Origin of the sequence: Salmonella sp. SAL04162, from assembly GCF_046551535.1 — a bacterium.
GTDB lineage: Bacteria > Pseudomonadota > Gammaproteobacteria > Enterobacterales > Enterobacteriaceae > Salmonella > Salmonella enterica.
In genome coordinates, this window is record NZ_JBGDVX010000007.1 from 117,879 (window position 1) to 142,401 (window position 24,523).

General features: G+C 53.2%; 22 protein-coding genes. 8 read left to right on the plus strand and 14 right to left on the minus strand.

The features are described from left to right. Window positions 1-112 precede the first annotated feature (112 nt). The 3 genes from ACLJRH_RS15605 to ACLJRH_RS15615 are packed head-to-tail and all read left to right on the plus strand — an operon-like array spanning window position 113 to window position 3,303. Window positions 113-1,456 (plus strand): PTS sugar transporter subunit IIC, encoded by a 1,344-nt coding sequence (locus ACLJRH_RS15605; RefSeq protein ID WP_000399318.1) that lies wholly within the window; start codon window positions 113-115, stop codon window positions 1,454-1,456. Window positions 1,457-1,485: 29 nt separating this feature from the next. Further along, on the plus strand, window positions 1,486-1,806 hold the full coding sequence (locus tag ACLJRH_RS15610) for a PTS sugar transporter subunit IIB (RefSeq protein WP_000655399.1): 321 nt from the start codon (window positions 1,486-1,488) through the stop codon (window positions 1,804-1,806). Between the two features lie 9 nt (window positions 1,807-1,815). Then, complete coding sequence (locus tag ACLJRH_RS15615; protein ID WP_000644018.1) at window positions 1,816-3,303, plus strand: sulfatase; 1,488 nt, start codon at window positions 1,816-1,818, stop codon at window positions 3,301-3,303. A gap of 206 nt (window positions 3,304-3,509) precedes the next feature. Here the strand turns inward: ACLJRH_RS15615 and artJ are convergent, their stop codons facing one another. The 6 genes from artJ to ACLJRH_RS15645 all read right to left on the minus strand — a co-directional run bounded on the left by artJ (window position 3,510) and on the right by ACLJRH_RS15645 (window position 8,090). Beyond that, complete coding sequence (gene artJ, locus ACLJRH_RS15620) at window positions 3,510-4,241, minus strand: arginine ABC transporter substrate-binding protein ArtJ (RefSeq protein ID WP_000737537.1); 732 nt, start codon at window positions 4,239-4,241, stop codon at window positions 3,510-3,512. Window positions 4,242-4,477: 236 nt separating this feature from the next. Continuing rightward, window positions 4,478-5,146, minus strand: coding sequence for an arginine ABC transporter permease ArtM (artM, locus tag ACLJRH_RS15625; protein WP_000895393.1), 669 nt, complete (start codon window positions 5,144-5,146; stop codon window positions 4,478-4,480). Continuing rightward, window positions 5,146-5,862 carry an arginine ABC transporter permease ArtQ gene (artQ, locus tag ACLJRH_RS15630; protein ID WP_001001677.1) on the minus strand — a complete coding sequence of 239 codons (717 nt, stop codon included), beginning with the start codon at window positions 5,860-5,862 and terminating at the stop codon, window positions 5,146-5,148. The genes artM and artQ overlap by 1 nt, the downstream gene beginning before the upstream one ends. A 6-nt stretch (window positions 5,863-5,868) precedes the next feature. Then, entirely contained in the window at window positions 5,869-6,600 is a 732-nt protein-coding gene (gene artI / locus ACLJRH_RS15635; RefSeq protein ID WP_000756586.1) for an arginine ABC transporter substrate-binding protein ArtI, read from the minus strand. A 17-nt stretch (window positions 6,601-6,617) separates the two neighbouring features. After that, entirely contained in the window at window positions 6,618-7,346 is a 729-nt protein-coding gene (gene artP, locus ACLJRH_RS15640; RefSeq protein ID WP_000027186.1) for an arginine ABC transporter ATP-binding protein ArtP, read from the minus strand. A 228-nt stretch (window positions 7,347-7,574) separates the two neighbouring features. Beyond that, window positions 7,575-8,090 (minus strand): lipoprotein, encoded by a 516-nt coding sequence (locus tag ACLJRH_RS15645; protein WP_001270726.1) that lies wholly within the window; start codon window positions 8,088-8,090, stop codon window positions 7,575-7,577. A gap of 127 nt (window positions 8,091-8,217) precedes the next feature. Here ACLJRH_RS15645 and ACLJRH_RS15650 point away from each other — a divergent pair, with 127 nt between their 5' ends. Further along, window positions 8,218-8,541, plus strand: coding sequence for a heavy metal-binding domain-containing protein (locus ACLJRH_RS15650; RefSeq protein ID WP_001160725.1), 324 nt, complete (start codon window positions 8,218-8,220; stop codon window positions 8,539-8,541). After that, window positions 8,538-9,368: an N-acetylmuramoyl-L-alanine amidase gene (locus ACLJRH_RS15655; RefSeq protein WP_023136808.1), complete on the plus strand. Its 831-nt coding sequence runs from the start codon at window positions 8,538-8,540 to the stop codon at window positions 9,366-9,368. Before ACLJRH_RS15650 ends, ACLJRH_RS15655 begins: the two co-directional genes overlap by 4 nt. Here the strand turns inward: ACLJRH_RS15655 and ACLJRH_RS15660 are convergent. From ACLJRH_RS15660 to ACLJRH_RS15690, 7 genes are all read right to left on the minus strand, one after another. Next, the gene (locus ACLJRH_RS15660) at window positions 9,365-10,378 is read right to left on the minus strand and encodes an NAD-dependent epimerase/dehydratase family protein (protein WP_023136809.1); all 1,014 of its coding nucleotides are present in this window, start codon (window positions 10,376-10,378) and stop codon (window positions 9,365-9,367) included. The two genes, ACLJRH_RS15655 and ACLJRH_RS15660, sit on opposite strands and share 4 nt — an antisense overlap. A 95-nt stretch (window positions 10,379-10,473) precedes the next feature. Further along, a complete protein-coding gene (locus tag ACLJRH_RS15665) occupies window positions 10,474-11,907 on the minus strand; it encodes an SDR family oxidoreductase (RefSeq protein WP_023223109.1) in 1,434 nt (477 codons plus the stop codon). Window positions 11,908-11,917: 10 nt separating this feature from the next. After that, entirely contained in the window at window positions 11,918-12,919 is a 1,002-nt protein-coding gene (gene ltaE / locus ACLJRH_RS15670; protein ID WP_000566346.1) for a low-specificity L-threonine aldolase, read from the minus strand. A gap of 38 nt (window positions 12,920-12,957) precedes the next feature. Beyond that, window positions 12,958-14,676, minus strand: a complete 1,719-nt coding sequence (gene poxB / locus ACLJRH_RS15675) for a ubiquinone-dependent pyruvate dehydrogenase (protein ID WP_023215071.1) — start codon at window positions 14,674-14,676, stop codon at window positions 12,958-12,960. Window positions 14,677-14,833: 157 nt separating this feature from the next. After that, window positions 14,834-15,802 (minus strand): NADH oxidoreductase, encoded by a 969-nt coding sequence (gene hcr, locus ACLJRH_RS15680; RefSeq protein WP_000178698.1) that lies wholly within the window; start codon window positions 15,800-15,802, stop codon window positions 14,834-14,836. An 11-nt stretch (window positions 15,803-15,813) separates the two neighbouring features. Then, complete coding sequence (gene hcp, locus ACLJRH_RS15685; RefSeq protein ID WP_000458780.1) at window positions 15,814-17,466, minus strand: hydroxylamine reductase; 1,653 nt, start codon at window positions 17,464-17,466, stop codon at window positions 15,814-15,816. Window positions 17,467-17,609: 143 nt separating this feature from the next. Further along, the gene (locus ACLJRH_RS15690; protein ID WP_000491118.1) at window positions 17,610-18,509 is read right to left on the minus strand and encodes a lysine exporter LysO family protein; all 900 of its coding nucleotides are present in this window, start codon (window positions 18,507-18,509) and stop codon (window positions 17,610-17,612) included. Between the two features lie 200 nt (window positions 18,510-18,709). On the opposite strand from ACLJRH_RS15690, the gene ACLJRH_RS15695 reads away from it, so the two are divergent. Further along, window positions 18,710-20,368 (plus strand): ATP-dependent endonuclease, encoded by a 1,659-nt coding sequence (locus ACLJRH_RS15695; RefSeq protein WP_000599770.1) that lies wholly within the window; start codon window positions 18,710-18,712, stop codon window positions 20,366-20,368. Here ACLJRH_RS15695 and ACLJRH_RS15700 read toward each other — a convergent pair. After that, window positions 20,365-21,315 carry a VirK/YbjX family protein gene (locus ACLJRH_RS15700; protein ID WP_001542594.1) on the minus strand — a complete coding sequence of 317 codons (951 nt, stop codon included), beginning with the start codon at window positions 21,313-21,315 and terminating at the stop codon, window positions 20,365-20,367. The genes ACLJRH_RS15695 and ACLJRH_RS15700 overlap by 4 nt on opposite strands. A gap of 145 nt (window positions 21,316-21,460) precedes the next feature. On the opposite strand from ACLJRH_RS15700, the gene macA reads away from it, so the two are divergent. Together macA and macB are read left to right on the plus strand one after the other, a co-directional pair. After that, complete coding sequence (gene macA, locus ACLJRH_RS15705; protein WP_023136812.1) at window positions 21,461-22,579, plus strand: macrolide transporter subunit MacA; 1,119 nt, start codon at window positions 21,461-21,463, stop codon at window positions 22,577-22,579. Then, the gene (gene macB / locus ACLJRH_RS15710) at window positions 22,576-24,522 is read left to right on the plus strand and encodes a macrolide ABC transporter ATP-binding protein/permease MacB (protein ID WP_000125898.1); all 1,947 of its coding nucleotides are present in this window, start codon (window positions 22,576-22,578) and stop codon (window positions 24,520-24,522) included. Before macA ends, macB begins: the two co-directional genes overlap by 4 nt. Window position 24,523 lies beyond the last annotated feature (1 nt).

The following is a 24,523-nucleotide window of genomic DNA, read 5'->3' on the forward strand; positions in this document are numbered from 1 at the left end:
CGTGTAAGGCAAAATTAGACAAGGTGGTTTATCGGGTAAATTTCAATAGCATCAGCGAAGCAATACGTAACGTCAGTAAAGGGGTCAATCATGACAACGAATAGGCACGCTTATGGAGGGCGTTCAGACGATGTTTGCCAAATTTATAGATGTTATTCAAACGTTTTTAACTGAACCGGCAATATTAATTGGGATATTAGTCGGTGTTGGCTATGCGCTGGATAAAAAGACGCCTATAAAAATTATCACCGGTATGATCAGCGCGATGGTCGGTTTGATGATGGTGTTATTTGGCGGCTTTCAATTTTCAGCCACTTTTAAACCGGTTGCAGAGGCAGTCAGCAAGGCTTATGGCGTGCATGGATACTTAATGGATTCATATGCCATGAAAGCCGCGACGCAAATAGCGCTGGGCGATAATTTCGGCTATGTAGGATACGTTTTTGTACTGGCATTTTTTACTAACCTGATATTAGTTTTATTTGGCCGTTATACCGGCGCAAAAGGTATATTTCTTACCGGTAATACCGGGGTCTCACATTCACAGGCGGTACTGTGGTTAATTGTCTTCTGGCTGGGGTTCGGTTGGGTACAATCCATTGTGATTGCCGGGGTATTGACCGGGGTTTTTTGGGCGTTTTCAACCACGCTTATTGTTAAACCCATTGCCAAAGTGACCAATAACGCCGGTTTTACCATCGCGCATAACCAGATGTTGGGACTGTGGTTTTTCTCGAAATTCGCGCATAAATTCGGCGATCCGGAAAAGCATGACGCCGAAAACCTGAAACTTCCCGGTTGGTTAGCCATTTTTAACCACAACGTGACGGCAATCGCCATTGTGATGACGCTCTTCGTTGGCGGTTTTTTATTGGCGACAGGGATCGATAACGTACAGTTAATGGCGAAAGGCAAACCCTGGTATATCTATATCATCAATCTGGGCCTGCAATTCTCTATGTATATGGTCATCTTGCTGCAGGGCGTGCGGATGATGGTAGGCGAAATTAACGGTTCGTTTAAAGGATGGCAGGATCGCTTTATTCCTAATGCTATACCGGCTGTGGATGTTGCTGCTTTATTACCTTTTTCGCCGAACGCGGCCACGCTGGGATTCGTCTTTTGTACCTTCGGCACGATTTTTTCCATGGGCATTCTGCTGCTCATCCATAGCCCTATTATGGTATTGCCTGGTTTTGTTCCGCTCTTCTTTTCCGGCGGTCCCATCGGCGTATTAGCCAACCGAATGGGGGGATATCGTTCCGTTATTATTTGTACTTTCCTGTTAGGGATTATTCAGACTTTCGGTACGGTATGGGCCATTCCTTTAACCGGGCTGGCAAAAGAAGGTGTGGGCTGGACGGGAATATTTGACTGGGCGACTCTGTGGCCTGCGATTTGTGAATTACTGAAATTTATTGCTTCAACGTTCCATCTTGGTCCTTATTCCATTTAATTGATTCGGTTTATATAAAGGATTTTATTATGAAAGATTCTGTAAATATTTTATTCGTATGCGGTTATGGTGTAGGCAGTAGCGTAATGTTACAGACTGTGGTTAAAAAAGCGTTAGCAAAATATGACTTCTCTTTTGATATGGAGCATACGGCAGCGGGAGAGGTCGGTGGATTTACCGACTGGGCAGATATTTATGCGATTTCAAAAAAATTGCTTGATGTCGTTAGCCTCGATCCTAAACACGGACAATATCTCATTCCCATTGAAAATATCATGGATGGCGAATCAATAGGTAAACAGATTTACGATGTGGTAGAGAAAAATTTTCCGCACCTGCTCAACAAATGAGGGTGAGTCATGAAAGCGATTATTCTGCTGTTTGACAGTCTGAATAAAAACTATTTGCCGCCCTATGGCGATTTGCTAACGAAAGCGCCTAACTTTCAACGCCTGGCGGCACATGCCGCCACCTTTGACAATAGTTATGTCGGCAGTATGCCCTGTATGCCAGCCCGTCGGGAACTGCACACCGGGCGCTATAATTTCCTGCATCGTGAGTGGGGGCCGCTGGAACCCTTTGATGATTCCATGCCGGAATTATTGAAAAAAGCGGGGATCTACACCCATCTTATCAGCGATCATTTGCATTACTGGGAAGACGGCGGCGGTAACTACCATAACCGCTATAGCTCCTGGGACGTAGTACGCGGTCAGGAGGGCGATCACTGGAAGGCGAGCGTTGGCGAGCCGCCCATTCCGGAAGTATTGCGCGTTCCACAAAAACAAACCGGAGGCGGCGTTTCCGGGCTATGGCGTCACGACTGGGCGAACCGCGAATACATCCAGCAGGAAGCCGATTTTCCCCAGACGAAAGTTTTTGACGCCGGGTGCGATTTTATCCATAAAAATCATGCCGAAGATAACTGGTTATTGCAGGTTGAGACGTTCGATCCGCATGAGCCGTTTTATACCACCGAGGAATATTTATCGCTCTATGACGATGAGTGGCAAGGCCCGCATTATGACTGGCCGCGCGGCAAAGTCAGTGAAAGCGAGGAGGCGATAGCGCATATTCGCTGTCGTTATCGGGCCCTGGTTTCCATGTGCGACCGCAATCTTGGACGTATCCTTGATCTGATGGATGAACACGATCTCTGGCGCGATACGATGCTGATTGTCGGTACCGATCACGGCTTCTTGCTGGGGGAGCACGGTTGGTGGGCTAAAAATCAAATGCCCTATTATAACGAGGTGGCGAATAACCCGCTGTTTATCTGGGACCCGCGCAGCGCGGTATGCGGAGCGCGGCGGCAGTCGCTGGTGCAGATGATTGACTGGGCGCCAACGCTACTGGATTATTTTCAGCAACCTATTCCCGCAGATATGCAGGGCCAACCGCTGGCGAAAGTCATTGCCAGTGATGAACCCGTCAGGGAAGGCGCGCTGTTTGGCGTGTTTAGCGGACATGTTAATGTTACCGACGGACGCTATGTTTATATGCGGGCCGCGCAGCCGGGGCGTGAGCATGACATTGCGAACTACACGTTAATGCCGATCAAGATGAATGCGCGTTATGACGTGGATGAACTGGGAAAATTATCTCTGGCGCCTCCGTTTAAATTCACTAAAGGGCTTCAGGTATTACGTATTCCGGCCAGGGAAAAATATAAAGGTGTGAATAGCTTTGGTCATCTCTTGTTTGATCTCAGAGACGATCCGCAGCAGCAACATCCTATTCATGATGAGGCCATCGAAGCAAGGATGATCAACTTACTTATCCGTTTGATGAAAGAAAATGATGCTCCGGCGGAGCAGTATCGCCGTCTGGGTCTGGATGTTATCTAAAAACGTAACAATGTTGTAAGCCGGGTACGCGTCAGCGTCACCCGGCAAGTATTAGTCCGAATCGCCTGTTGATGCAGGCGTTTGAGACTGATGACAAACTGTAGAATGCTCAATGGCGCTGCGCTTATCAGGCCTGGATGATTTCGTGGTCTGAATAAGGTATTTATACTGCCATTTCGCAACACGGTGGGCTAATCACATACGTCTTACTGCGGGAACCACTGATCGCTGATTTTCTGATAAGTGCCGTCCGCTTTAATGGCGGCCAGCGCATCATTCAGTTTTTCCAGCAACGCCTTATTGTCCGGGCGCACCGCGATGCCAAGTCCGGTACCGAAGTATTGCGGATCGGTCACTTTCTCTGTTGCCGGACCCAGTTGCGGATTCGTTTTCAGCCACTCATTGACCACTGCGGTATCGCCAAAGACACCGTCAATACGGCCATTTTTCAGGTCGATAATCGCATTCTGGTAGCTGTCGTAGGCCACGGTTTTGACCTCCGGATGTTTATCCTGGAGATATTTTTGATGCGTGGTGCCATTTTCCATACCGATACGCTTACCTTTTAGATCGGTAAAGGTTTTATAGGTGTCTTTTTTGGCAATCACCAGCGCGGAGTTCGCATAATAGGGATTGCTAAAGGCGACCTGCTTACTGCGCTCCGGGGTAATGTCCATTCCGGAAATGACGGCATCATATTTTCTGAATTTCAGCGCCGGGATAAGACTATCGAAAGCATGATTGGTAAAAGTACATTCTGCCTGCATTTGCTTGCATAATGCGGTTGCCAGATCGATATCGAAGCCCACAATTTTATTACTCGCATCCAGGGATTCAAACGGGGGATAGGTGGCGGAAACCCCGAAATTGATTTTTTCAGCGGCGATGCTGCCAGTGGCGAAAGAGGCGAGTAATGCGGCCAGAACTAACTTTTTCATGATGTCACTCCCGTAATCTTATGATTATGCGCCGTGTCTGCGGCATAGATTTACAATGCCATTAATTGAATTTGTATGCAATAAAAATGATTAAATATTTTAAAATGGATAAAAAAAGACGGACAAGTTAACCACTTGTCCGTCGGGTTTATTCAAAATTATGCATCGTAGGCTTGATAAGCGCAGCGCCATCTGACCATTGTCGAACGGCGGCGAGAATGCCTTATCCTGCCTGGTTAATTGCGCCGCTCAAACGCCAGGGCTTTACGCTCAATCAAACGCATCATCAGCGTCAATAGACCGTTGACGACCAGATAAATTACGCCTGCCGCGCCAAATACCATCACATCGTAGGTACGACCATAGAGCAACTGACTGTACCCCATGACTTCCATCAAGGTGATGGTATAGGCCAGCGAGGTACTTTTGAAGACCAGTACCACCTCATTAGAATAGGAGGAGAGGGCGCGTTTAAACGCATAGGGCAACAAAATCGCCAGCGTATCTTTCTTACTCATCCCCAGCGCGCCGCAGGACTGCCACTGACCTTCCGGAATCGCGCGAATCGCGCCATAAAATAGCTGCGTGGTGTAAGCGGCGCTGTTTAGCGACAACGCGATCAGTGCGCACAGCCACGGTTCAGACAGTAGATGCCAGAGTAGCGGATACTCTTGCAGTGTCGGGAATTGACCGGGTCCGTAGTAGATCAGGAAAATTTGCACCAACAACGGCGTACCGGTAAACAACGTGATATAGCCGCGCACCAGCCACACCACGAACGGCGTTTTTAGTGTCAGGATAATGGTAAAAACTAACGCCAGCACCAAAGCGACGGCAATAGAAGCCACGGTCAGCGTCAGGCTGGTGTGTAGCCCTTTTAGCAGTTCAGGTAAGTACTCAAGCATTAGTCCGGCCTCCGCTCAAAACGTGTCGCGCGCAGGTCTATGCGTTTGAGAATGTACTGACTGATCAGCGTAATGACCAGGTAAATAGCCGCCGCAATAATGTACCAGTTAAACGGTTCCTGGGTGCGTGTGGCAATACTTTTGGTCTGTAACATCAGATCGTTAACGCTGATAAGGCTGACCAGAGCCGTATCTTTTAGCAACACCAGCCACTGATTACCCAGCCCTGGCAGGGCGTGACGCCACATCTGCGGCATCACCAGACGGAAAAAAATCGCCGTCTTTGATAATCCCAGTGCCTGACCCGACTCCCACTGACCAGACGGAACGGCTTTCAGCGCGCCGCGTAGCGTCTGCGACGCATAGGCCGCATACAGCAGGGACAACGCAATCACGCCGCACAGGAACGGACTGACGTCAAAGTTCTCAATCTCCATTTGCACCGGGATCTGTGTAAAGCCGAGATGGAGGGTAAACCCGTCAGACAGCGTAAGCAGGAGTTGCGAGGAGCCGAAATAGATAAACAGCACCACCAGAATTTCCGGCAGGCCGCGCAAAATAGTGACCAGCGCGGAGCCTATCCAGGCAATCGGGCGCCATTTTACGGACTCCCAGACGGCAAAGAACATGGCTAACGCGAGGCCAATGATCAGCGCGCAGACGGCAAGGCCGACGGTCATCCCGGCGGCGCTTGCTAAAGGAAAAAATTCGTTCATCAAAGATTACTTCTGGAACCATTTGTTATAGATGGTCTCGTAAGTCCCATCTTTCTTCACTTTTTCCAGCGCAGTATTGAATTTCTGCTGCAGCTCGGTGTTGCCCTGACGTACCGCGATACCCAGACCGGTGCCGAAATAATCTTTATCGGTGACTTTATCGCCGACCGGTGCCAGCTTAGGATTGGCTTTCAGCCATTCGGTCACGACCGCCGTGTCGCCGAAAACAGCGTCGATACGGCCATTTTGTAGATCCAGCTTCGCGTTCTGATAGCTGTCATACGGTACGGTGGTGATTTCCGGATGCTTATCCATGATGAATTTCTGGTGCGTCGTACCGTTCTGTACGCCGACTTTCTTACCTTTCAGTTGATCGACGCTGGTGTATTTGCCCTGCTGACCCACGAACAGCGCGGAGTTGTCGTAATATGGCGTGGTAAACAGCACCTGCTTTTCACGTTCCGGCGTGATATCCATTCCCGCCATTACAGCGTCGAAGCGGCGGAATTTCAGGCTGGGGATCAGGCTGTCGAACGCCTGATTGGTAAAGGTACAGGAGGCGTCGATCTCTTTACATAGCGCGTTGGCCAGGTCGACGTCAAAGCCGACAATCTTGTTATTAGCATCCATCGATTCGAACGGCGGATAGGACGCTTCGGTCGCAAAACGAATGGTCTGGGCTGCTGTAGCGGAAAGGCTAAAGCCTGCAATTAGCGCGGCAATCAGAACTTTTTTCATTGTCATTGTCCCGAATCTTAGTGAGAGAGATAGTTTTTGAACGCTTCGGTCTGAGGGTGGGCAAAGCAACCCGCATCACCGTGCTCGACGATGTGACCATTTTCCATATAAATCACACGACTGGCGGTCTTACGCGCCACTTCGACTTCATGCGTAACGATCACCTGAGTAATGTTCGTTTCCGCCAGCTCATGAATAATGCTGACGATTTGAGCGGTAATTTCCGGGTCCAGCGCGGCGGTCGGTTCATCAAACAGCAGCACCTGCGGCTCCATCATCAGCGCGCGGGCAATCGCGACGCGCTGCTGCTGACCGCCGGAAAGATGCAACGGATAACGATCGCTATAGGGCTTCAGACGTAAACGCTCCAGCAGCTTTTCTGCGCGCGCCAGCGCCTGATCTTTTGTCAGACCCAGTACGCGGCAGGGCGCTTCAATCAGATTCTGCACAACGGTGAGATGCGGCCAAAGATTATATTGCTGAAAGACCATTCCGACATTTTGACGTAGCTCACGAATCGCCTTATCGGACGGCGTTTTCGTAAAATCAAAATGGTTCCCGGCGATAGTCAGAGTGCCGGAGCGCGGCATCTCAAGCAGATTGAGTACACGCAGCAGCGAACTTTTACCCGCCCCGCTTGGGCCAAGCAACACCAGCGTTTCGCCTTCGGGGCAATCCAGCGTGATATCGAACAGCGCCTGATGCGCGCCGTAAAAGCAATTAATGCCGTTTAATTGAATACTCATTGACACTCGTATACAGGCAGTCTGATAGCTATTGAAGCCGCAGATAGTACCTTTCGCAGAATAGTTATGCAATATTTATGCGTTAAAAGTTAAATATATCCCACATTCTTCCCTAAACATAGCACAAAATAGCAGGAGGAATAGTAGGTAAGAAGAATTGTCGGCATCCCGGGCAGAATGCCAGACAATTTACGGGGTTATGGGTGCAAAAGCGGGGAATACTGGCTGTTAACGATTTTCTATCGACTGGCGCAGCGTACCGGCAGGGGCATGGACATCTCCGCCCAGATAGCGAACGTCGTCAATCACCCAGCATGAGCCTTCGTGAATCATAAGGACCTCATCCTGCCAGCTTTGATCGCCCTGTTTTAACGCCACCCGCAGAGGAATATTGCGCGCATCTCGGTTCGGAATGGTTGATGCGCTGGCGACGCTGGCGCTATCCGGCAGCGTAGCGCGGCTGGAGAACAGATCGCCGCTCATCAACTGACGGTGCTCCGTATCGCGGCTGGCGTCGGTCAACAATTTCGCCAGGTTATCACTCAAGTAGGGGCGAAGCGCGGCGATATCATTGCTGTGGTGTTGAATACGGTAGTCGTAAAATTGTTGAGCCACGCTGTCCGGGCCGCCTTCCACACACGCGCCGATACGCGGGCCATTATCTTTGTAGGCGGGAGTGACGGTCGTACAGGCGCTAAGCAGAAGCGCGCACGGGATGAGCAAAGAGAGTTTAGAATAGCGCATGATGATTTCCTTATAGGCGATCGAGCAAAAACCGATCTACGATAATCAATTATATCCTTTCAATGATAGCGTATCAGCTTGATAATGCGTTTGAGATCGTGTGCTTAGCTAACCTGGGAGATTCACTATGCAGTTTTCAACAACCCCAACGCTGGAAGGACAAAGCATCGTGGAGTATTGCGGTGTGGTAACGGGCGAAGCCATTTTAGGTGCCAATATTTTCCGCGATTTTTTCGCCGGCATTCGGGATATCGTCGGCGGACGTTCCGGCGCGTATGAGAAAGAGCTGCGTAAAGCGCGTGAAATCGCTTTCCAGGAACTTGGCGAGCAGGCTAAAGCGTTGGGCGCCGATGCGGTGGTAGGCATCGATATTGATTACGAAACTGTCGGCAAGGATGGCAGTATGCTGATGGTCAGCGTCAGCGGAACGGCGGTGAAAACGCGCCGATGAGAGCGCTACTGTGGCTGGTGGGTCTCGCGTTGCTGTTAACAGGCTGCGCGAGCGAAAAAGGAATTATCGATAAAGAGGGATATCAGCTTGATACCCGACATCGGGCGCAGGCGGCCTATCCGCGCATTAAAGTTCTGGTGATTCACTATACGGCGGAAAACTTTGACGTTTCGCTGGCGACGTTAACGGGTCGCAACGTCAGTTCGCATTACCTGATTCCCGCAACCCCTCCATTATATGGCGGTAAACCGCGCATCTGGCAACTGGTGCCGGAACAGGATCAGGCCTGGCATGCGGGCGTCAGTTTCTGGCGAGGCGCCACGCGTCTCAATGATACGTCTATTGGCATTGAGCTGGAAAATCGCGGCTGGCGAATGTCCGGCGGGGTGAAATCTTTCGCGCCGTTTGAATCCGCGCAAATTCAGACATTGATTCCGTTAGCGAAGGACATTATCGCGCGCTATGACATCAAACCGCAGAATGTGGTGGCCCATGCGGATATCGCGCCGCAGCGTAAAGACGATCCCGGCCCGCGCTTCCCGTGGCGCGAGCTGGCGGCGCAGGGGATTGGCGCCTGGCCTGACGCCCAGCGTGTAGCGTTTTATCTGGCTGGACGCGCGCCGTATACGCCAGTCGATACCGCAACGGTGCTTGCGTTACTCTCGCGCTATGGTTATGAAGTCAAAGCCGATATGACGACACGCGAGCAGCAGCGGGTGATTATGGCGTTCCAGATGCACTTCCGTCCGGCGCAATGGAACGGTATCGCAGATGCCGAAACGCAGGCGATTGCCGAAGCATTACTGGAGAAGTACGGCCAGGATTAACGCGGTAAATTTCCGTGATCGCGTAGCCAGGCGGCGGTGCGTTCAATGCCTTCGTCCAGCGTGACGATGGGCTGGTAGCCCAGCTCTTCCTGCGCGCGAGTCGTATCGAGCGTAAAATCAAAATTCAGTTTTGACACGCCGTAATGCGTTAGCGGGGGCTCTTTGGCGGATTTTTTGCCGAAGCGCTCCATACTGCGGGCGATCATATCCAGCATCGGGTAAGGCACAGAGCGAATGCGGCAGTCGATAGTCAGTTCATCAATTAACTTTTGTACGATGCTGCGTAAGGTGCGGTTTTCGCCGTTAGTGATGTTATAAGCGCGGCCAGAAGGCAGATGATCGCAGCCCGGCTGGCTGGCCAGCCACATGGCGTGGATCGCATTTTCATAGTAGGTCATATCGACCAGCGCGCTGCCCCCGTGCGGTAATAAGATGCTACCGTAATGGTGCATCATATGCGCCAGACGTGGGATAAATACTTTATCGTGCGGGCCAAACAGGCTTTGCGGACGCAACACCGTAAAACGTGTTTGCGGATTGGCCTGCGCCAGCAGATTAATCACCTCTTCGCCGGCGGCTTTACTGCGGGCGAACTCATTGGCAAACCGATGCGGACGGAAATCCTCTTTGATATCACGGTGGTGGTGGTAATCAAAATAGAGTGAGGGAGAGGAGATATGAATAAAATTGCGCACGCCCCAGGCGACCGCCCATTCTCCCAGACGGCGGGTGGCGCGAACATTCGCCAGATCGAAAGCTTGTTGGGTTCCCCAGGGCGAGGTAAAGCTGGAGCAGTGCCACAACGTGTCGATCCCGGCGAGCATCACTTTAGCCTGCGAGGAGACCAGTTCGGTTAAATCCGCATGGACGAATTCCGCGCCCATTTTTTCAAGCAGCTTGCCCATCGCTTCATTGCGACCCGTCGCTCTGACGCTGATGCCTTTATTGCGCAAAAATTCAACCGCGTTTCGACCTAAGCCGCTGGTGGCGCCGGTAACCAGTACCTTCATATCAATCCACTGTGTTTAATAAACCGTCGTGCGCATTCTTCCGTGAATTACGTCGGTATGCAATGGGAAACACGAAAGAATACAGCAACTTTTTCTCATTTTTCTGTGATTTGTTCTGCAAGTCGGGCAATACGCCTTGCCATTCCCCGGAAAATAAACAGGTGCGCCGGGATCATCAGTAGCCAGTAAATCAGGCCCGGCATTCCGTGTGGATGCCACCAGGCGCGCACGTCAATTTCGCGGTAGCGACCTTTATCGTGCAGCGTGAAGCTAAGCCGCCCCAGGCCCGGCGCTTTCATGCCAAACAAGAGCGTGAGCTGTTTTTCTGGTTCGACAATGATCACTTTCCAGCTATCTACCGTATCGCCTGGCTTGAGCAAGGCATGCGACGGGCGGCCTTTCGCCAGTTTATGCCCCACCAGACGGTCCATCGCGGCGCGCGTCTGCCACAAAATATTGCCGAAAAAATAGCCCTCTTTGCCACCCAGCCGATTTACGACCTGCCAGAGCGCCGATAGGCTGGCCGGGGTCTGCGCGGTAAAGCCCGCCTGCTTTGGAAAATAGCCGTATTCGGGACGCCAGCGGGCGAAGGCCAGCGCGTCGTAGCCCCAGTCGCTAGAGTTCACCAGTTTTTCTTCTTCTTTTAGCGTGCGGCGAACGGCGTCATCAAAGGTGATAAGCGTTTGGGGGATCAACTTTTTTAACGCGGCGTCATCGGCCAGCAAATCGTGCCTTAACCCCTGGATTAAGGCTTTTGCGGTAGTCGGCGGCACAGAGGTAATGACGTTTAAAAACCAGACCGAAATCCAGCGGGTCGGAAAAGGAACCGGGATCAGCGGACGCCGTTTACCGCTGACGGCCATAAAACGTTCAAACTGCTGCTGATAGCTTAATACCTGCGGCCCGGCGGCTTCCAGAATACGATGCTCGTGCGCAGGGTGGTCCAGCAAGCCGACCAGGTAGTAGAGTAAATTTTCCAGAGCGATGGGCGTGGTGCGCGAACGCACCCAGCGCGGCGGCGTGAGTATTGGCAGGTTGTAAATCATGTCACGCATGACTTCGAAGGCGGCGGAGCCTGCGCCGACGATGATCCCGGCGCGTAATTCCGTCACCGGTACGCCTGCGTCGCGCAGCGTGTCAGCCGTAAGCTGGCGGGCGCGCAGGTGATCGGATTGCTCATGCGCCGGCGCCTGCAATGAACTGAGGAAAATAAGTTGCTTAACCGGCGTCTGGCGCAGCGCGTCGCGCACGTTGAGCGCCGCCTGACGCTCATGGGCGATAAAATCGCCGCCTTCGCCCATGCCGTGTACCAGATAGTAAACGGTATCAATGTCGCGAAGCAGCGCGGGTAAATTTTCCGGCCAGTGCAGATCGACCTTATGACAACTGACGTTGGCGAGGCGCTGTTTTTCCAGACGTTCGACGCGCCGCGCCGCCGCCCGCACCTGATGCCCTTGCTGACTTAGCGCACAGACCAGGTGCTGGCCGATATAGCCGCTGGCGCCGAGAACCAGAATGCGTTGCGCCACGTTGCTCTCCTTAGCGGGCTAAAAAGGCGCGCCAGTGGGCGACGACGTCGGCAAGCTGTTCGCGAGAGACATCCAGATGCGTCACCAGACGCACAATCGGCGCGGCGTTAATCAGGATATTCCGTTCCCGTAAATAGTCGCCAAGCGCGGCGGCCTGTGCTTCGCCAACGCGAACAAACAGCATATTCGTTTCGTGGCGCATGACCTCTGCGCCCGCTTCCCGAAGCTGCTGCGCCAGCCAGGCGGCGTTATCATGGTCCTCTTGCAGACGCGCCACGTTATGCTTCAGCGCATACAGTCCGGCCGCTGCCAGAATCCCGGCCTGACGCATTCCGCCGCCGACCATTTTACGCCAGCGCGTCGCGCGTTTAATGTAATCGCGGTTGCCGACCAGCAGCGAACCGACCGGCGTTCCGAGACCTTTTGACAGGCAGATGGTAAAAGAGTCGCAATACTGCGTAATCTCTTTTAACTCACAGCCGTAGGCAACCACCGCGTTAAAAATTCGGGCGCCGTCAACGTGCAGCGCCAGCCCACGTTCGCGGGTAAACGTCCAGGCGTCTTTCAGATACGCGCGCGGCAGCACTTTCCCGTTATGCGTATTTTCCAGACTGAGCAAGCGCGTACGCGCGAAGTGGATGTCATCCGCTTTAATCTTCGCCGCCACGTTCTCCAGCGGCAGCGTACCGTCCGCGGCGGCGTCGATGGGCTGCGGCTGAATGCTGCCGAGCACCGCCGCACCGCCAGCTTCATAGAGATAATTATGCGCGCCCTGACCGACGATATACTCTTCGCCGCGTTCACAATGGCTAAGCAGCGCGACCAGATTGGCCTGGGTGCCGGTGGGTAAAAAAAGCGCCGCTTCTTTACCGGAAAGGTCGGCGGCGTAGCGCTGAAGGGCGTTAACAGTAGGGTCATCGCCGTATACGTCGTCCCCGACCGGGGCGGTCATCATCGCCTCGAGCATGGCGCGGCCCGGTCGGGTAACGGTATCACTGCGTAAATCAATCATGGCACATCCCTGGATTTTAAAAGGTGATGTGCACTGTTTTACCTTAGCCAGTTCGTTTTCGCCAGTTCGATCACTTCATCGCCGCGGCCGCTAATAATGGCGCGTAGCATGTACAGGCTAAAGCCTTTCGCTTGTTCCAGTTTGATCTGCGGCGGGATCGCCAGCTCTTCTTTTGCCACGACCACGTCAACCAGTACCGGGCCGTCAATGGAAAACGCGCGCTGTAGCGCACCGTCCACGTCTGCGGCTTTTTCCACGCGAATACCGGTAATGCCGCAGGCTTCGGCGATACGCGCGAAATTGGTGTCGTGCAGTTCGGTACCGTCGGTAAGGTAGCCGCCGGCTTTCATTTCCATCGCCACAAAGCCCAGCACGCTGTTATTAAAGACGACGATTTTTATCGGCAGCTTCATCTGTACCACCGAGAGAAAATCGCCCATCAGCATACTGAAGCCGCCATCACCGCACATCGCGATAACCTGCCGACCCGGCGCGGTGGCCTGAGCGCCGAGCGCCTGTGGCATGGCGTTGGCCATTGACCCGTGGTTAAACGAGCCCAGCAGGCGGCGCTTGCCGTTCATTTTTAGATAGCGGGCCGCCCAGACGGTCGGCGTGCCGACATCGCAGGTAAAAATAGCGTCGTCAGCGGCGAAATGGCTAATTTGTTGCGCCAGATATTGTGGATGGATGGCTTTATCGCTGAGTTTGGCTAAGTCATCAAGTCCCTTACGGGCGTCCTGATAGTGCTCCAGAGCTTTATCGAGGAATTTACGATTGCTTTTTTCTTCCACCAGCGGCAGCAGGGCGCGAAGCGTGGCTTTAATATCGCCCACCAGCGCCATGTCGACTTTGCTGTGCGCGCCAATACTGCCCGGGTTGATGTCAATCTGAATGATTTTGGCATCGCTCGGATAAAAGGCGCGGTAGGGGAACTGGGTGCCGAGCAGGATCAGCGTATCGGCGTTCATCATGGTGTGGAAGCCAGAAGAAAAGCCAATCAGGCCGGTCATTCCCACATCATAAGGGTTATCGTACTCAACGTGCTCTTTGCCGCGCAGGGCATGAACGATTGGCGCTTTTAGTTTTGCCGCCAACGCGACCAACTCCTCATGCGCGCCCGCGCAGCCGCTACCGCACATCAATGCGATATTGCTGGAGTAGCGCAGCAGTTGCGCCAGTTTTTTCAGCTCTTCCTCCGCCGGCGTGACGACGGGGTGCGGGGCATGGTACCAATGAGTGACGGCGTTTTCAGGCGCGGGTTTCAGCGCCACGTCACCCGGCAGTACGACCACGGAGACGCCGCGGTTTAGCACCGCTTTGCGCATGGCGATGGCGAGCACCTGCGGGATCTGCTCCGGGCTGGAAACCAACTCGCAATAGTGGCTGCATTCACGGAACAACTCCTGCGGGTGGGTCTCCTGGAAATAACCGCTGCCGATTTCACTGGACGGAATATGGGCGGCGATCGCCAGAACAGGGACGTGGTTACGGTGGCAATCAAACAGGCCATTGATCAGGTGCAGGTTGCCCGGTCCGCATGAACCGGCGCACACTGCCAGCTCGCCGGTAAGCTGCGCTTGTGCGCCGGCGGCGAAAGCGGCAACCTCTTCGTGGCGGGTTGGCATCCATTCAATGGTTCCCATACGATTAAGACTATCGCTCAGGCCGTTCAGGGAATCGCCAGTGACGCCCCAGATTCGTTTTACGCCAGCCTGTTCCAGCGTTTTGGCGATGAAAGCAGCAACGGTTTGTTTCATGGTTCTCCATCTCCTTAAATGTGATAACGGTTACAAGTTTAGTTGAAGATGACGATGACGTTTTTCTTTGGCGAAGAGAGGGGCGAAAGGATGAAGCGAGTGGTAAATCGCCCGGTAGCGCTAACGCTTACCGGGCCTACGATGGAACGTTTACCGATTATGCGAGAACAAGATCGCCCTGCGGATGGCAGGAGCAGGCCAGTACGTAACCTTCGGCAATCTCCGCCTCGCTCAGCGTCATGGTGCTGCTCACCGTATAGTCGCCGGAAACGACTTTGGTTTTACAGCAGCCGCAAACACCTGCCCGACAGGCAGCGGCAACCGGTACTTTATTACTCTCCAGCGCCTCCAGCAGCGTCGTACCGATCGGGGCATAAAATTCCTGCGCTGGCTGTAGTTTGGTGAATTTCAGGCCGCTGGTTGCCGTTTCCGCCACCGGCGTGAAGAACTTCTCTTTAAAGAAGCGCGTTACGCCAAGCGCTTTCACGCCCTGTTCGACGAAATCCATATAGGGCGCCGGGCCGCAGGTCATGATGGTGCGCGATGCCAAATCCGGTACGCGCTGTAATAATTCCGTGGTCAGACGGCCCGCGACAAAACCTTCCGTGGCATGATTTTCCGCCACTAGCGTGACCGGATACTGTCGCCACTCGTCGGCAAAAATCACATCATCCGGCGAACGGACGTTAAAGATGACCTGCACATCGGCCTGCGGGCGGTATTTCGCCAGCCAGCGACGCATCGACATGATTGGCGTTACGCCACAACCGGCGGCGAGCAGCAGAAACTTATCTTCTGTTTTATCGTCACAGGTAAAATCGCCCATTGCATCAGACAGCCAGATGTAATCGCCGCGCTTGATGTCATGGGTCAACCACTGTGAACCCGTGCCATCTTCAATCCGACGAACGGTCAGCGTGATATATTCACTGACGCCCGGCGTAGACGAAAGGGTGTAGGCGCGCAGCGTTTCCGCTGAATTACGCACGCTCACCAGCGCATACTGCCCGGCGCGGTAAGGGTAGTAGTCATGGCATAATAGCGCAATTGTCCATACATCCGGCGTCTCCTGACGGATGTGATGCACCTGCATTCGCCAGGGACATTGTGAGGTTGGCATCGTCATCATTGGCCTCCTTACGCGCTCAGCAATTGCTTCATGTCTTCTTCAACGGTGGTCACGGAGCGCAGACCGAACTTCTCGTTGAGGATAGCCAGCAGATCCGGCGTGAAGAAGCCCGGCGCGGTCGGCCCGGTGACAATATTTTTTACGCCTAATGACAGCAGCGTCAGCAGAATCACGATCGCTTTCTGCTCAAACCAGGAGAGCACCAGCGATAGCGGCAGATCGTTGACGCCGCAGCCCAGTTTTTCCGCCAGCGTCACCGCCAGGATAATCGCGGAGTAAGCATCGTTACACTGACCGGCATCGACCAGACGCGGCAGCCCTTCGATGTCGCCGAACTCCAGTTTGTTGAAACGGTATTTACCGCACGCCAGAGTCAGGATCAGGCAGTCATCCGGTACGCTGGTGGCGAAATCGGTAAAGTAGTTACGCTCGCCGCGCGCGCCGTCACAGCCGCCGACCAGGAAGATGTGGCGCAGTTTTTCACGACTGACCAGATCGATGAGCGTATCGGCAGCGCCGAGCAGGGTCTGACGGCCAAAACCGACGGTGATGAGATGCGGAATTTCGCTATACGGGAAGCCCGCCATCTGCTGCGCCTGGGCAATGATCGGCCCGAAGTCATCGCCTTCAAGATGGCTAACGCCCGGCCAGCCGACGATGCTACGGGTCCAGATACGGTCGTCATAGCTGCCCACGGTCGGGTCGATAATGCAGTTAGAGGTCATCACGATTGGGCCAGGGAAGCGGGCGAATTCGACCTGCTGATTCTGCCAGCCGCTGCCGTAGTTACCGACCAGATGCTTGAATTTACGCAGTTCCGGATAGCCGTGTGCGGGCAGCATTTCACCGTGAGTGTAGACGTTAACGCCGGTGCCTTCGGTCTGCTCCAGCAGGTTGTAGAGATCTTTCAGATCGTGACCGGAGATCAGAATGCACTTGCCTTCAGTCGCTTTGACGTTGACCTGAGTCGGCGTTGGGTGACCGTATTTGGTGGTTTCACCGGCATCCAGAATGCTCATCACTTTGAAGTTCATCTGGCCGATTTCCATTGCGCACTCCAGCAGCGCGTTCATGTCAGCAGGCCAGGTGCCCAGCCAGGCCATGATTTTGTGGTACTGCGCGTAAATGTCGTTGTCGTATTGACCGAGAACGTGCGCGTGCTCCATATACGCCGCCGCGCCTTTCAGACCGTACAGGCACAGCAGACGCAGGCCGAGGATATTCTCGCCAATGGCGGCTTTGTCTTTATTCGGGGTAAATTCCGCCGCCTGACGTTGCAGTTCGCCCAGATCGTCGCTAACCAGTTGCAGATCGGCCATCGGATTGTCGCAATGCGCATTGGCATCCACGCTCAGGCACTGCGCTTTCAACGCTTCACGCAAGGCAATCGCTTCACGGGCGTAGCCGACGATACGCGGAGAGTCGAAGTTAACGTTGGTCAGCGTGGAGAAAAACGCGCGCGGCGCAAAGTTATCAACGTCGTGATTAATGATGCCATATTCACGGGCCTTCACCGCCCAGGCAGACAAACCTTGCAAAGCCGCAATCAGCAGATCCTGCAGATCGGACGTTTCAGCTGTTTTACCGCACATTCCCTGCGCGTAGGAGCAGCCGTTTCCGGCTGGTGTACGGATGGTTTGTTCACATTGCACACAAAACATGGTCACACCTTTTAAAGTTATATTTAATATACATGTTTAAGGTTATGCCTGTGAACAAAGGGATAAAAGGGATTTCTGCCATAATGTACAAGGAGATTGATTTAGCGCAATTTTGGCGGCAGATGCCTACCGCCAAAGAGGTATCAGGCCGAGAAGAACGCCATTAAGAGGGGGACCAGCAGGCTGAGGATAAAGCCATGTACGATAGCCGCCGGAACAATCTCTACGCCGCCGGAGCGCTGTAATACCGGCAACGTAAAGTCCATTGAGGTCGCTCCGCACAGGCCCAACGCCGTTGAACGGCTGCGGCGAACCAGGCCGGGAATAAGCATAATGGCTAAGAGTTCGCGGGCCAGATCGTTAAAAAATGCCGCGCTGCCGATAACCGGTCCAAACGACTCCGTCAGCAAAATACCGGAAAGAGAGTACCAGCCGAAACCTGACGCCATCGCCAGGGCGGTTTTTAGCGGTAAGTCCAGGATAAACGCATTAATCACGCCGCCCAGTAATGAGCTTGCCACGACAACGACCGCGACCATCATTCCCCGGCGGTTAAGCACAATTTGCTTTAAGGTCATGCCGCTATTTCGTAGCTGAATCCCCACCAGGAACAATAAAAAGATCAGCGTATATTCACTGGCTTCGGTGGCGTGCTGTAAAACAGAGAGTCCGCTCAGGCCGATAACAAACCCCAATACCACTACGCCGCACAGTTGCAGCGACTCCAGCGCCATGGCAATACGCGAAGGCAGTTTTTCCTGCTGATGATGGTGACGCCACGGGAGGATACGTTCCAGCCACAATAAGGCAGCGATATTACACAATAAAATAATCGTAATACTGACGGCGGAATAATGAAAAATCGCCACCAGATTACTGGCGAGGTTATCCAAAAACGCCAGGCTTATTCCCATAAAAAAGAGAATAAGATACACGATCCAGCTCAGTAGCCGGTTAATAAGTTGTAATGCGGCTTTATGTCGCAGTGGAATGAGATAGCCCACAATCAGTGGAACCAGAATGATTAAAAGTCCTGAAAACATGAACAGCCGGGCCCTTTTTTATTGTTTGAATAGCGTACATGACACTACCGAATTCCAGACTATCAGTAAAGCGACACCGTCAGCCGTACATTTATCATACAGTTGCCTCAGGCAAAGGGGGGAATATCACGCCAGGCGGAAGCATTTGCCGTTATACTGCGGTGAGTTTAATGGAGTGGTGACGCTTTTCTGGAGGAAGCATGATTCTCGAACGCGTTGAAATAGTGGGATTTCGCGGTATCAACCGACTGTCGTTGATGCTGGAGCAAAACAACGTGCTGATTGGGGAAAACGCCTGGGGCAAATCCAGCCTGCTGGATGCGCTGACTCTGTTATTGTCGCCGGAACTCGATCTCTACCATTTTGTCCGTGAGGATTTCTGGTTTCCGCCTGGCGACATAAAAGGACGCGAGCATCACCTGCATATTATTCTGACTTTTCGCGAAACGCAGCCAGGGCGGCATCGGGTACGTCGTTATCGAGCGCTGGAAGCATGCTGGTCGCCTTGCGAGGATGATTTTCACCGTATTTTTTATCGGCTAGAGGGCGAATGCGGCGCCGATGGTAGCGTGATGACGCTGCGCAGTTTTCTCAATAGCGATGGGCAGCCATTGCCGGTGGAAAATATTAACGATCAGGTGCGCCACCTGGTTCGTCTGATGCCAGTGCTACGTTTGCGCGATGCGCGCTTTATGCGACGTATTCGCAACGGTACGGTGCCCAATGTGCCGGATGTTGAAGTCACGGCCCGACAGCTGGATTTTCTGGCGCGTGAGCTGGCGACCCGGCCGCAAAATTTAACCGACGGGCAGATTCGTCAGGGACTGTCCGCGATGGTGCAACTGCTTGAACACTATTTCTCAGAGCAGGGCGCAGGACAGGCGCGTCACCGACTCATGCGCCGACGTTCGCAAAATGAGCAGCGTAGCTGGCGCTATCTGGATATTATTAATCGGATGATCGACAAACCGGGCAGCCGGTCGCATCGGGTGATCCTGCTGGGGCTTTTCTCCACGCTGTTACAGGCGAAAGGGACGCTGCGGTTACATAAAGACGCGCGACCATTACTTCTGGTGGAAGATCCGGAAACCCGTTTACATCCCATTATGCTTTCAGTCGCCTGGCAATTGCTCAATCTGTTGCCGCTACAGCGGATAGCGACGACTAACTCAGGCGAATTGCTCTCGCTAACGCCGGTGGAGCATGTCGTACGGCTGGTGCGCGAATCTTCCCGCGTCGCCGCCTGGCGTTTGGGCCCGGGCGGGTTAAGCGCGGAAGATGGACGGCGCATCGCCTTTCATATCCGCTTTAATCGCGCGTCGTCGCTGTTTGCGCGTTGCTGGCTACTGGTGGAAGGCGAGACGGAAACCTGGGTTATTAATGAGCTGGCGCGTCAGTGTGGACATCATTTTGATGCGGAGGGCATTAAAGTCATTGAGTTTGCTCAGTCCGGTCTGAAACCGCTGGTGAAGTTCGCCCGCCGTATGGGAATCGAGTGGCATGTCCTGGTGGATGGCGACGAAGCGGGGAAAAAATATGCCGCGACGGTCCGCAGCCTGCTTAATAACGATCGGGAAGAAGAACGCGAACATCTCACGGCGCTGCCTGCGCTGGATATGGAACATTTTATGTATCGTCAGGGCTTTGCCGATGTTTTTCACCGGGTTGCGCAGCTTCCGCCTAATGTGCCGATGAATACCCGGAAAATTATCACTAAAGCTATCCACCGCTCGTCAAAGCCGGATTTGGCGATTGAAGTCGCGATGGAAGCCGGGCGGCGGGGAATTGACGCCGTGCCGCCGCTGTTCAGAAAGATGTTCTCGCGCGTGGTTTGGCTGGCGCGGGGCCGGGCGGATTAGCGTTTGAATGTGGCCGGAACCTGTTCGACGACGCTATCGAGTAACGCATAGCGGCGGCGATACTCGGCCCGTTTTTTACTGGCGATCTCCGCTTCGCTTTTTCGGGCGATCGCCAGCGGTAGCGCATAGTAATTCCCTTTAATTCTTTCACCGCCTAACGATTCCCAAAACGCGTCATAGTCGGCATGCATTTGCGTCTTTTTATCCATGTATCGCCAGCTACGGTAAACGTGCGCATCGTTACTCACGGCTATAATCTGCTCCGCCTGAAAGACTTGCGCAAACTGACAGAGAGCCTCCATCACGATGCGTTTGGGAAAAAGACCATGGCAGGCTTTGGTCGCCTGCTGGATAATTTCGTGAGGGACGTCGTTTGCCGCGCCCTGTAATCCGCCGATAAATAGTGTGCGTTGTTGGTTAAAGCGACACAGGGTAAATGTGATCTCTGCCAGAATACGTAACTGTGCGTCGCGAACAACAATAGTGCTTTCACCTTCTTTATCCAGTGAGACCAGACTGACTAAATCAAGTTGAAACAACTCGCCGGTTTTAGTTTCAAATTTAGCAAGATTCAGGCCATACTGACTTAAATAGCTAACTTGTTGTTCCCGCGATAAAAGTTGGCGCATCTGTTGATAATGAAAACACAGAGCGTCTAAGGCGAAATCGCGTTTAATATTTACAGCCATATAAGGACGATGTAGCCGAATAGGCAAACGCGGCTGACGAGCAAGTAACGTATTTAACTCCGGCCATTGGGTGAGATTGGTCAGTAATTGGCTGGTCGCACGCGGCATGACTAATGAGCGGATTAAAAACTTGCGACGAAAGCTGGCTTTACGCCAGAATTTTCCTGGCTGTAATTGCCCGCGCGTCAGACGAATAAATAATTGTAAAGGAGAGATGTGATCTGAAGTGTACCAGGTATTATCTGTAAGCTGTGTCATGATCGTAATCCGCGACATAAGATTGTCGAGATTGAACCACAGGAAACATTAACCAATCGTCAATACAGCCGACGCTATCTTTATTGTGTCAGGTTTGTTTAGATACGGTTTACTTTCTGGTTGAAATTTTGCCGTCAGGGTTTCTATGCGTGCTAAGGGAAAGAAATTTAAAAAGCGTTATCTGGCCATTATTTTAATTCTTTTAGTGGGGGGGATGGCTGGCTGGCGAATGCTAAATGCGCCGCTGCCAACTTATCAGACATTAATCGTGCGGCCAGGCGATCTTGAACAGAGTGTACTGGCGACTGGAAAACTGGACGCGTTGCGTAAAGTGGATGTCGGCGCGCAGGTGAGCGGCCAGTTGAAAACGCTGCTGGTCTCCATTGGAGATAACGTTAAAAAAGATCAGCTACTCGGCGTGATTGACCCAGATCAGGCGGAGAACCAGATAAAAGAGGTCGAGGCCACCCTGATGGAGCTGAACGCGGAGCGTCAGCAGGCAGCCGCTGAGTTAAAGCTGGCGCGGGTTACGCTGGCGCGCCAGCAGCAGTTAGCTAAGACTCAGGCGGTATCGCAACAGGATCTGGATACCGCGGCGACGGAGATGGCGGTTAAACAGGCGCGTATTGGCACCATAGATGCCCAGATCAAACGTAATCGGGCCTCGTTGGACACCGCGAAAACCAACCTGGAATATACCCGTATTGTTGCCCCCATGGCGGGGGAAGTGACGCAAATCACTACCCTGCAAGGACAAACGGTGATTGCAGCTCAGCAGGCGCCCAATATTCTGACGCTGGCGGATATGAGCACCATGCTGGTAAAAGCGCAGGTCTCGGAAGCGGACGTGATCCATCTTCGGGCGGGGCAGAAAGCATGGTTCACCATTGCAGGCGATCCGCAAACGCGCTATGAAGGCGTTTTAAAAGATATTCTGCCGACGCCGGAAAAGGTCAACGACGCTATTTTTTATTACGCCCGGTTTGAAGTGCCGAATCCCAAAAGAATCTTGCGTCTTGATATGACCGCACAGGTTTATATTCAACTCATGGATGTCAAAAATGTGCTGATTATTCCTCTCGCCGCGCTTGGCGAACCGGTGGGCGGCAATCGTTATAAAGTGGCGCTGTTGCGTAACGGCGAAAAACGTGAGCGCGAAGTGGTCATTGGCGAGCGTAACGATACAGACGTGGAAGTGGTTAAAGGTCTGGAAGCGGGCGATGAGGTGATCATCGGCGAGAGCAGGCCAGGAGCGACGCCATGACGGCATTGCTTGAACTGCGCAATGTGAGTCGCAGCTACCCCTCCGGAGAAGAGCAGGTGGCGGTGTTAAAAGATATCTCCCTGCAAATCCACGCCGGGGAGATGGTGGCGATCGTCGGCGTTTCCGGTTCTGGAAAATCAACGCTGATGAATATCCTCGGGTGCCTGGATAAACCGACCAGCGGCACTTATCGGGTGGCGGGGCGGGACGTCTCGACGCTGGACCCGGACGCGCTGGCGCAGCTGCGGCGTGAGCATTTTGGCTTTATCTTTCAGCGCTACCATCTGTTGTCGCATTTAACGGCAGCGCAAAATGTTGAAATCCCCGCCGTCTACGCCGGCATTGAACGCAAAAAACGCCAGGCGCGCGCCAGAGAGTTGCTTTTGCGGCTGGGATTAAGCGATCGCGTCGATTACCCACCTTCACAGCTTTCTGGCGGACAGCAGCAGCGTGTCAGCATTGCCCGCGCGCTGATGAACGGCGGACAGGTGATTCTGGCGGATGAGCCGACCGGCGCGCTGGATAGTCATTCCGGCGAAGAGGTGATGGCGATTTTGCGCCAACTGCGCGATCGCGGACATACGGTGATCATTGTGACGCACGATCCGCTGATTGCCGCCCAGGCGGAGCGGATTATTGAAATTCACGATGGCAAGATTGTCCATAATCCGCCCGCGCAGGAAAAGAAACGCGAACAGGGCGTTGACGCTGCCGTAGTTAATACGGTTCCCGGCTGGCGGCAATTTGCCAGCAGCTTTCGCGAAGCGCTGTCGATGGCGTGGTTAGCGATGGCCGCTAACAAAATGCGTACTTTACTGACCATGCTGGGAATTATTATCGGTATTGCGTCGGTGGTGTCGATTGTGGTGGTCGGCGACGCCGCAAAACAGATGGTACTGGCGGATATCCGCGCTATGGGCACTAACACGATTGATATTCATCCAGGCAAAGATTTTGGCGACGACAACCCGCAGTATCGACAGGCGCTGAAATATGACGATCTGGTGGCTATTCAGAAACAGCCGTGGGTTAACTCTGCGACGCCCAGCGTTTCAAAGAGCCTACGTCTTCGCTATGGCAATATTGATATTGCCGTAAATGCTAATGGCGTCAGTGGCGATTATTTTAACGTTTACGGCATGTCTTTTAGGGAGGGGAACACCTTCAATGCTGTACAGCAACAGGATCGCGCGCAGGTGGTGGTGCTGGATGCCAACACGCGACGCCAGCTATTTCCAAATAAAGCGAATGTCGTAGGGGAAGTGGTGCTGGTGGGTAATATGCCGGTTATTGTTATTGGCGTGGCGGAAGAGAAACCGTCCATGTACGGCAATAGCAATCTGTTGCAAGTTTGGTTGCCCTATAGCACGATGTCAGATCGCATAATGGGTCAGTCATGGCTTAACTCGATCACCGTTCGTGTGAAAGATGGCGTTGATAGCGATCAGGCTGAACAGCAGCTTACCCGCCTGCTCACCTTACGCCACGGTAAAAAAGACTTCTTCACCTGGAATATGGACAGCGTCCTGAAAACGGCTGAAAAAACCACCTATACTCTTCAGTTATTTCTGACGCTGGTGGCCGTCATTTCGCTGGTTGTCGGCGGCATCGGCGTTATGAATATTATGCTGGTTTCCGTCACCGAGCGAACGCGTGAAATCGGCATCCGTATGGCGGTAGGCGCGCGCGCCAGCGATGTGCTACAGCAGTTTCTTATTGAAGCGGTGCTGGTTTGCCTGGTTGGAGGAGCGCTGGGGATTAGCTTGTCGATGTTCATCGCATTTATGCTACAGCTTTTCCTGCCCGGCTGGGAGATCGGTTTTTCACTGACTGCGCTGGCGAGCGCGTTTTTATGTTCGACGTTTACTGGGATACTGTTTGGTTGGCTACCGGCGAGAAACGCGGCGCGACTGGACCCGGTGGATGCGCTGGCAAGGGAGTAAT

Excerpts from the sequence above, each read along its gene's own strand:
- ACLJRH_RS15615 (WP_000644018.1), top strand. The coding sequence starts at position 1,816 with ATGAAAGCGATTATTCTGCTGTTTGACAGTCTGAATAAAAACTATTTG.
- ACLJRH_RS15695 (WP_000599770.1), top strand. The coding sequence starts at position 18,710 with ATGATTCTCGAACGCGTTGAAATAGTGGGATTTCGCGGTATCAACCGA.
- ACLJRH_RS15610 (WP_000655399.1), top strand. The coding sequence starts at position 1,486 with ATGAAAGATTCTGTAAATATTTTATTCGTATGCGGTTATGGTGTAGGC.
- ACLJRH_RS15690 (WP_000491118.1), bottom strand. The coding sequence starts at position 18,509 with ATGTTTTCAGGACTTTTAATCATTCTGGTTCCACTGATTGTGGGCTAT.
- hcr (WP_000178698.1), bottom strand. The coding sequence starts at position 15,802 with ATGACGATGCCAACCTCACAATGTCCCTGGCGAATGCAGGTGCATCAC.
- ACLJRH_RS15645 (WP_001270726.1), bottom strand. The coding sequence starts at position 8,090 with ATGCGCTATTCTAAACTCTCTTTGCTCATCCCGTGCGCGCTTCTGCTT.
- poxB (WP_023215071.1), bottom strand. The coding sequence starts at position 14,676 with ATGAAACAAACCGTTGCTGCTTTCATCGCCAAAACGCTGGAACAGGCT.
- ltaE (WP_000566346.1), bottom strand. The coding sequence starts at position 12,919 with ATGATTGATTTACGCAGTGATACCGTTACCCGACCGGGCCGCGCCATG.
- ACLJRH_RS15655 (WP_023136808.1), top strand. The coding sequence starts at position 8,538 with ATGAGAGCGCTACTGTGGCTGGTGGGTCTCGCGTTGCTGTTAACAGGC.
- artP (WP_000027186.1), bottom strand. The coding sequence starts at position 7,346 with ATGAGTATTCAATTAAACGGCATTAATTGCTTTTACGGCGCGCATCAG.
- ACLJRH_RS15605 (WP_000399318.1), top strand. The coding sequence starts at position 113 with ATGGAGGGCGTTCAGACGATGTTTGCCAAATTTATAGATGTTATTCAA.
- artQ (WP_001001677.1), bottom strand. The coding sequence starts at position 5,862 with ATGAACGAATTTTTTCCTTTAGCAAGCGCCGCCGGGATGACCGTCGGC.
- macB (WP_000125898.1), top strand. The coding sequence starts at position 22,576 with ATGACGGCATTGCTTGAACTGCGCAATGTGAGTCGCAGCTACCCCTCC.
- artI (WP_000756586.1), bottom strand. The coding sequence starts at position 6,600 with ATGAAAAAAGTTCTGATTGCCGCGCTAATTGCAGGCTTTAGCCTTTCC.
- ACLJRH_RS15660 (WP_023136809.1), bottom strand. The coding sequence starts at position 10,378 with ATGAAGGTACTGGTTACCGGCGCCACCAGCGGCTTAGGTCGAAACGCG.
- artJ (WP_000737537.1), bottom strand. The coding sequence starts at position 4,241 with ATGAAAAAGTTAGTTCTGGCCGCATTACTCGCCTCTTTCGCCACTGGC.
- macA (WP_023136812.1), top strand. The coding sequence starts at position 21,461 with ATGCGTGCTAAGGGAAAGAAATTTAAAAAGCGTTATCTGGCCATTATT.
- ACLJRH_RS15700 (WP_001542594.1), bottom strand. The coding sequence starts at position 21,315 with ATGACACAGCTTACAGATAATACCTGGTACACTTCAGATCACATCTCT.
- ACLJRH_RS15650 (WP_001160725.1), top strand. The coding sequence starts at position 8,218 with ATGCAGTTTTCAACAACCCCAACGCTGGAAGGACAAAGCATCGTGGAG.
- artM (WP_000895393.1), bottom strand. The coding sequence starts at position 5,146 with ATGCTTGAGTACTTACCTGAACTGCTAAAAGGGCTACACACCAGCCTG.
- hcp (WP_000458780.1), bottom strand. The coding sequence starts at position 17,466 with ATGTTTTGTGTGCAATGTGAACAAACCATCCGTACACCAGCCGGAAAC.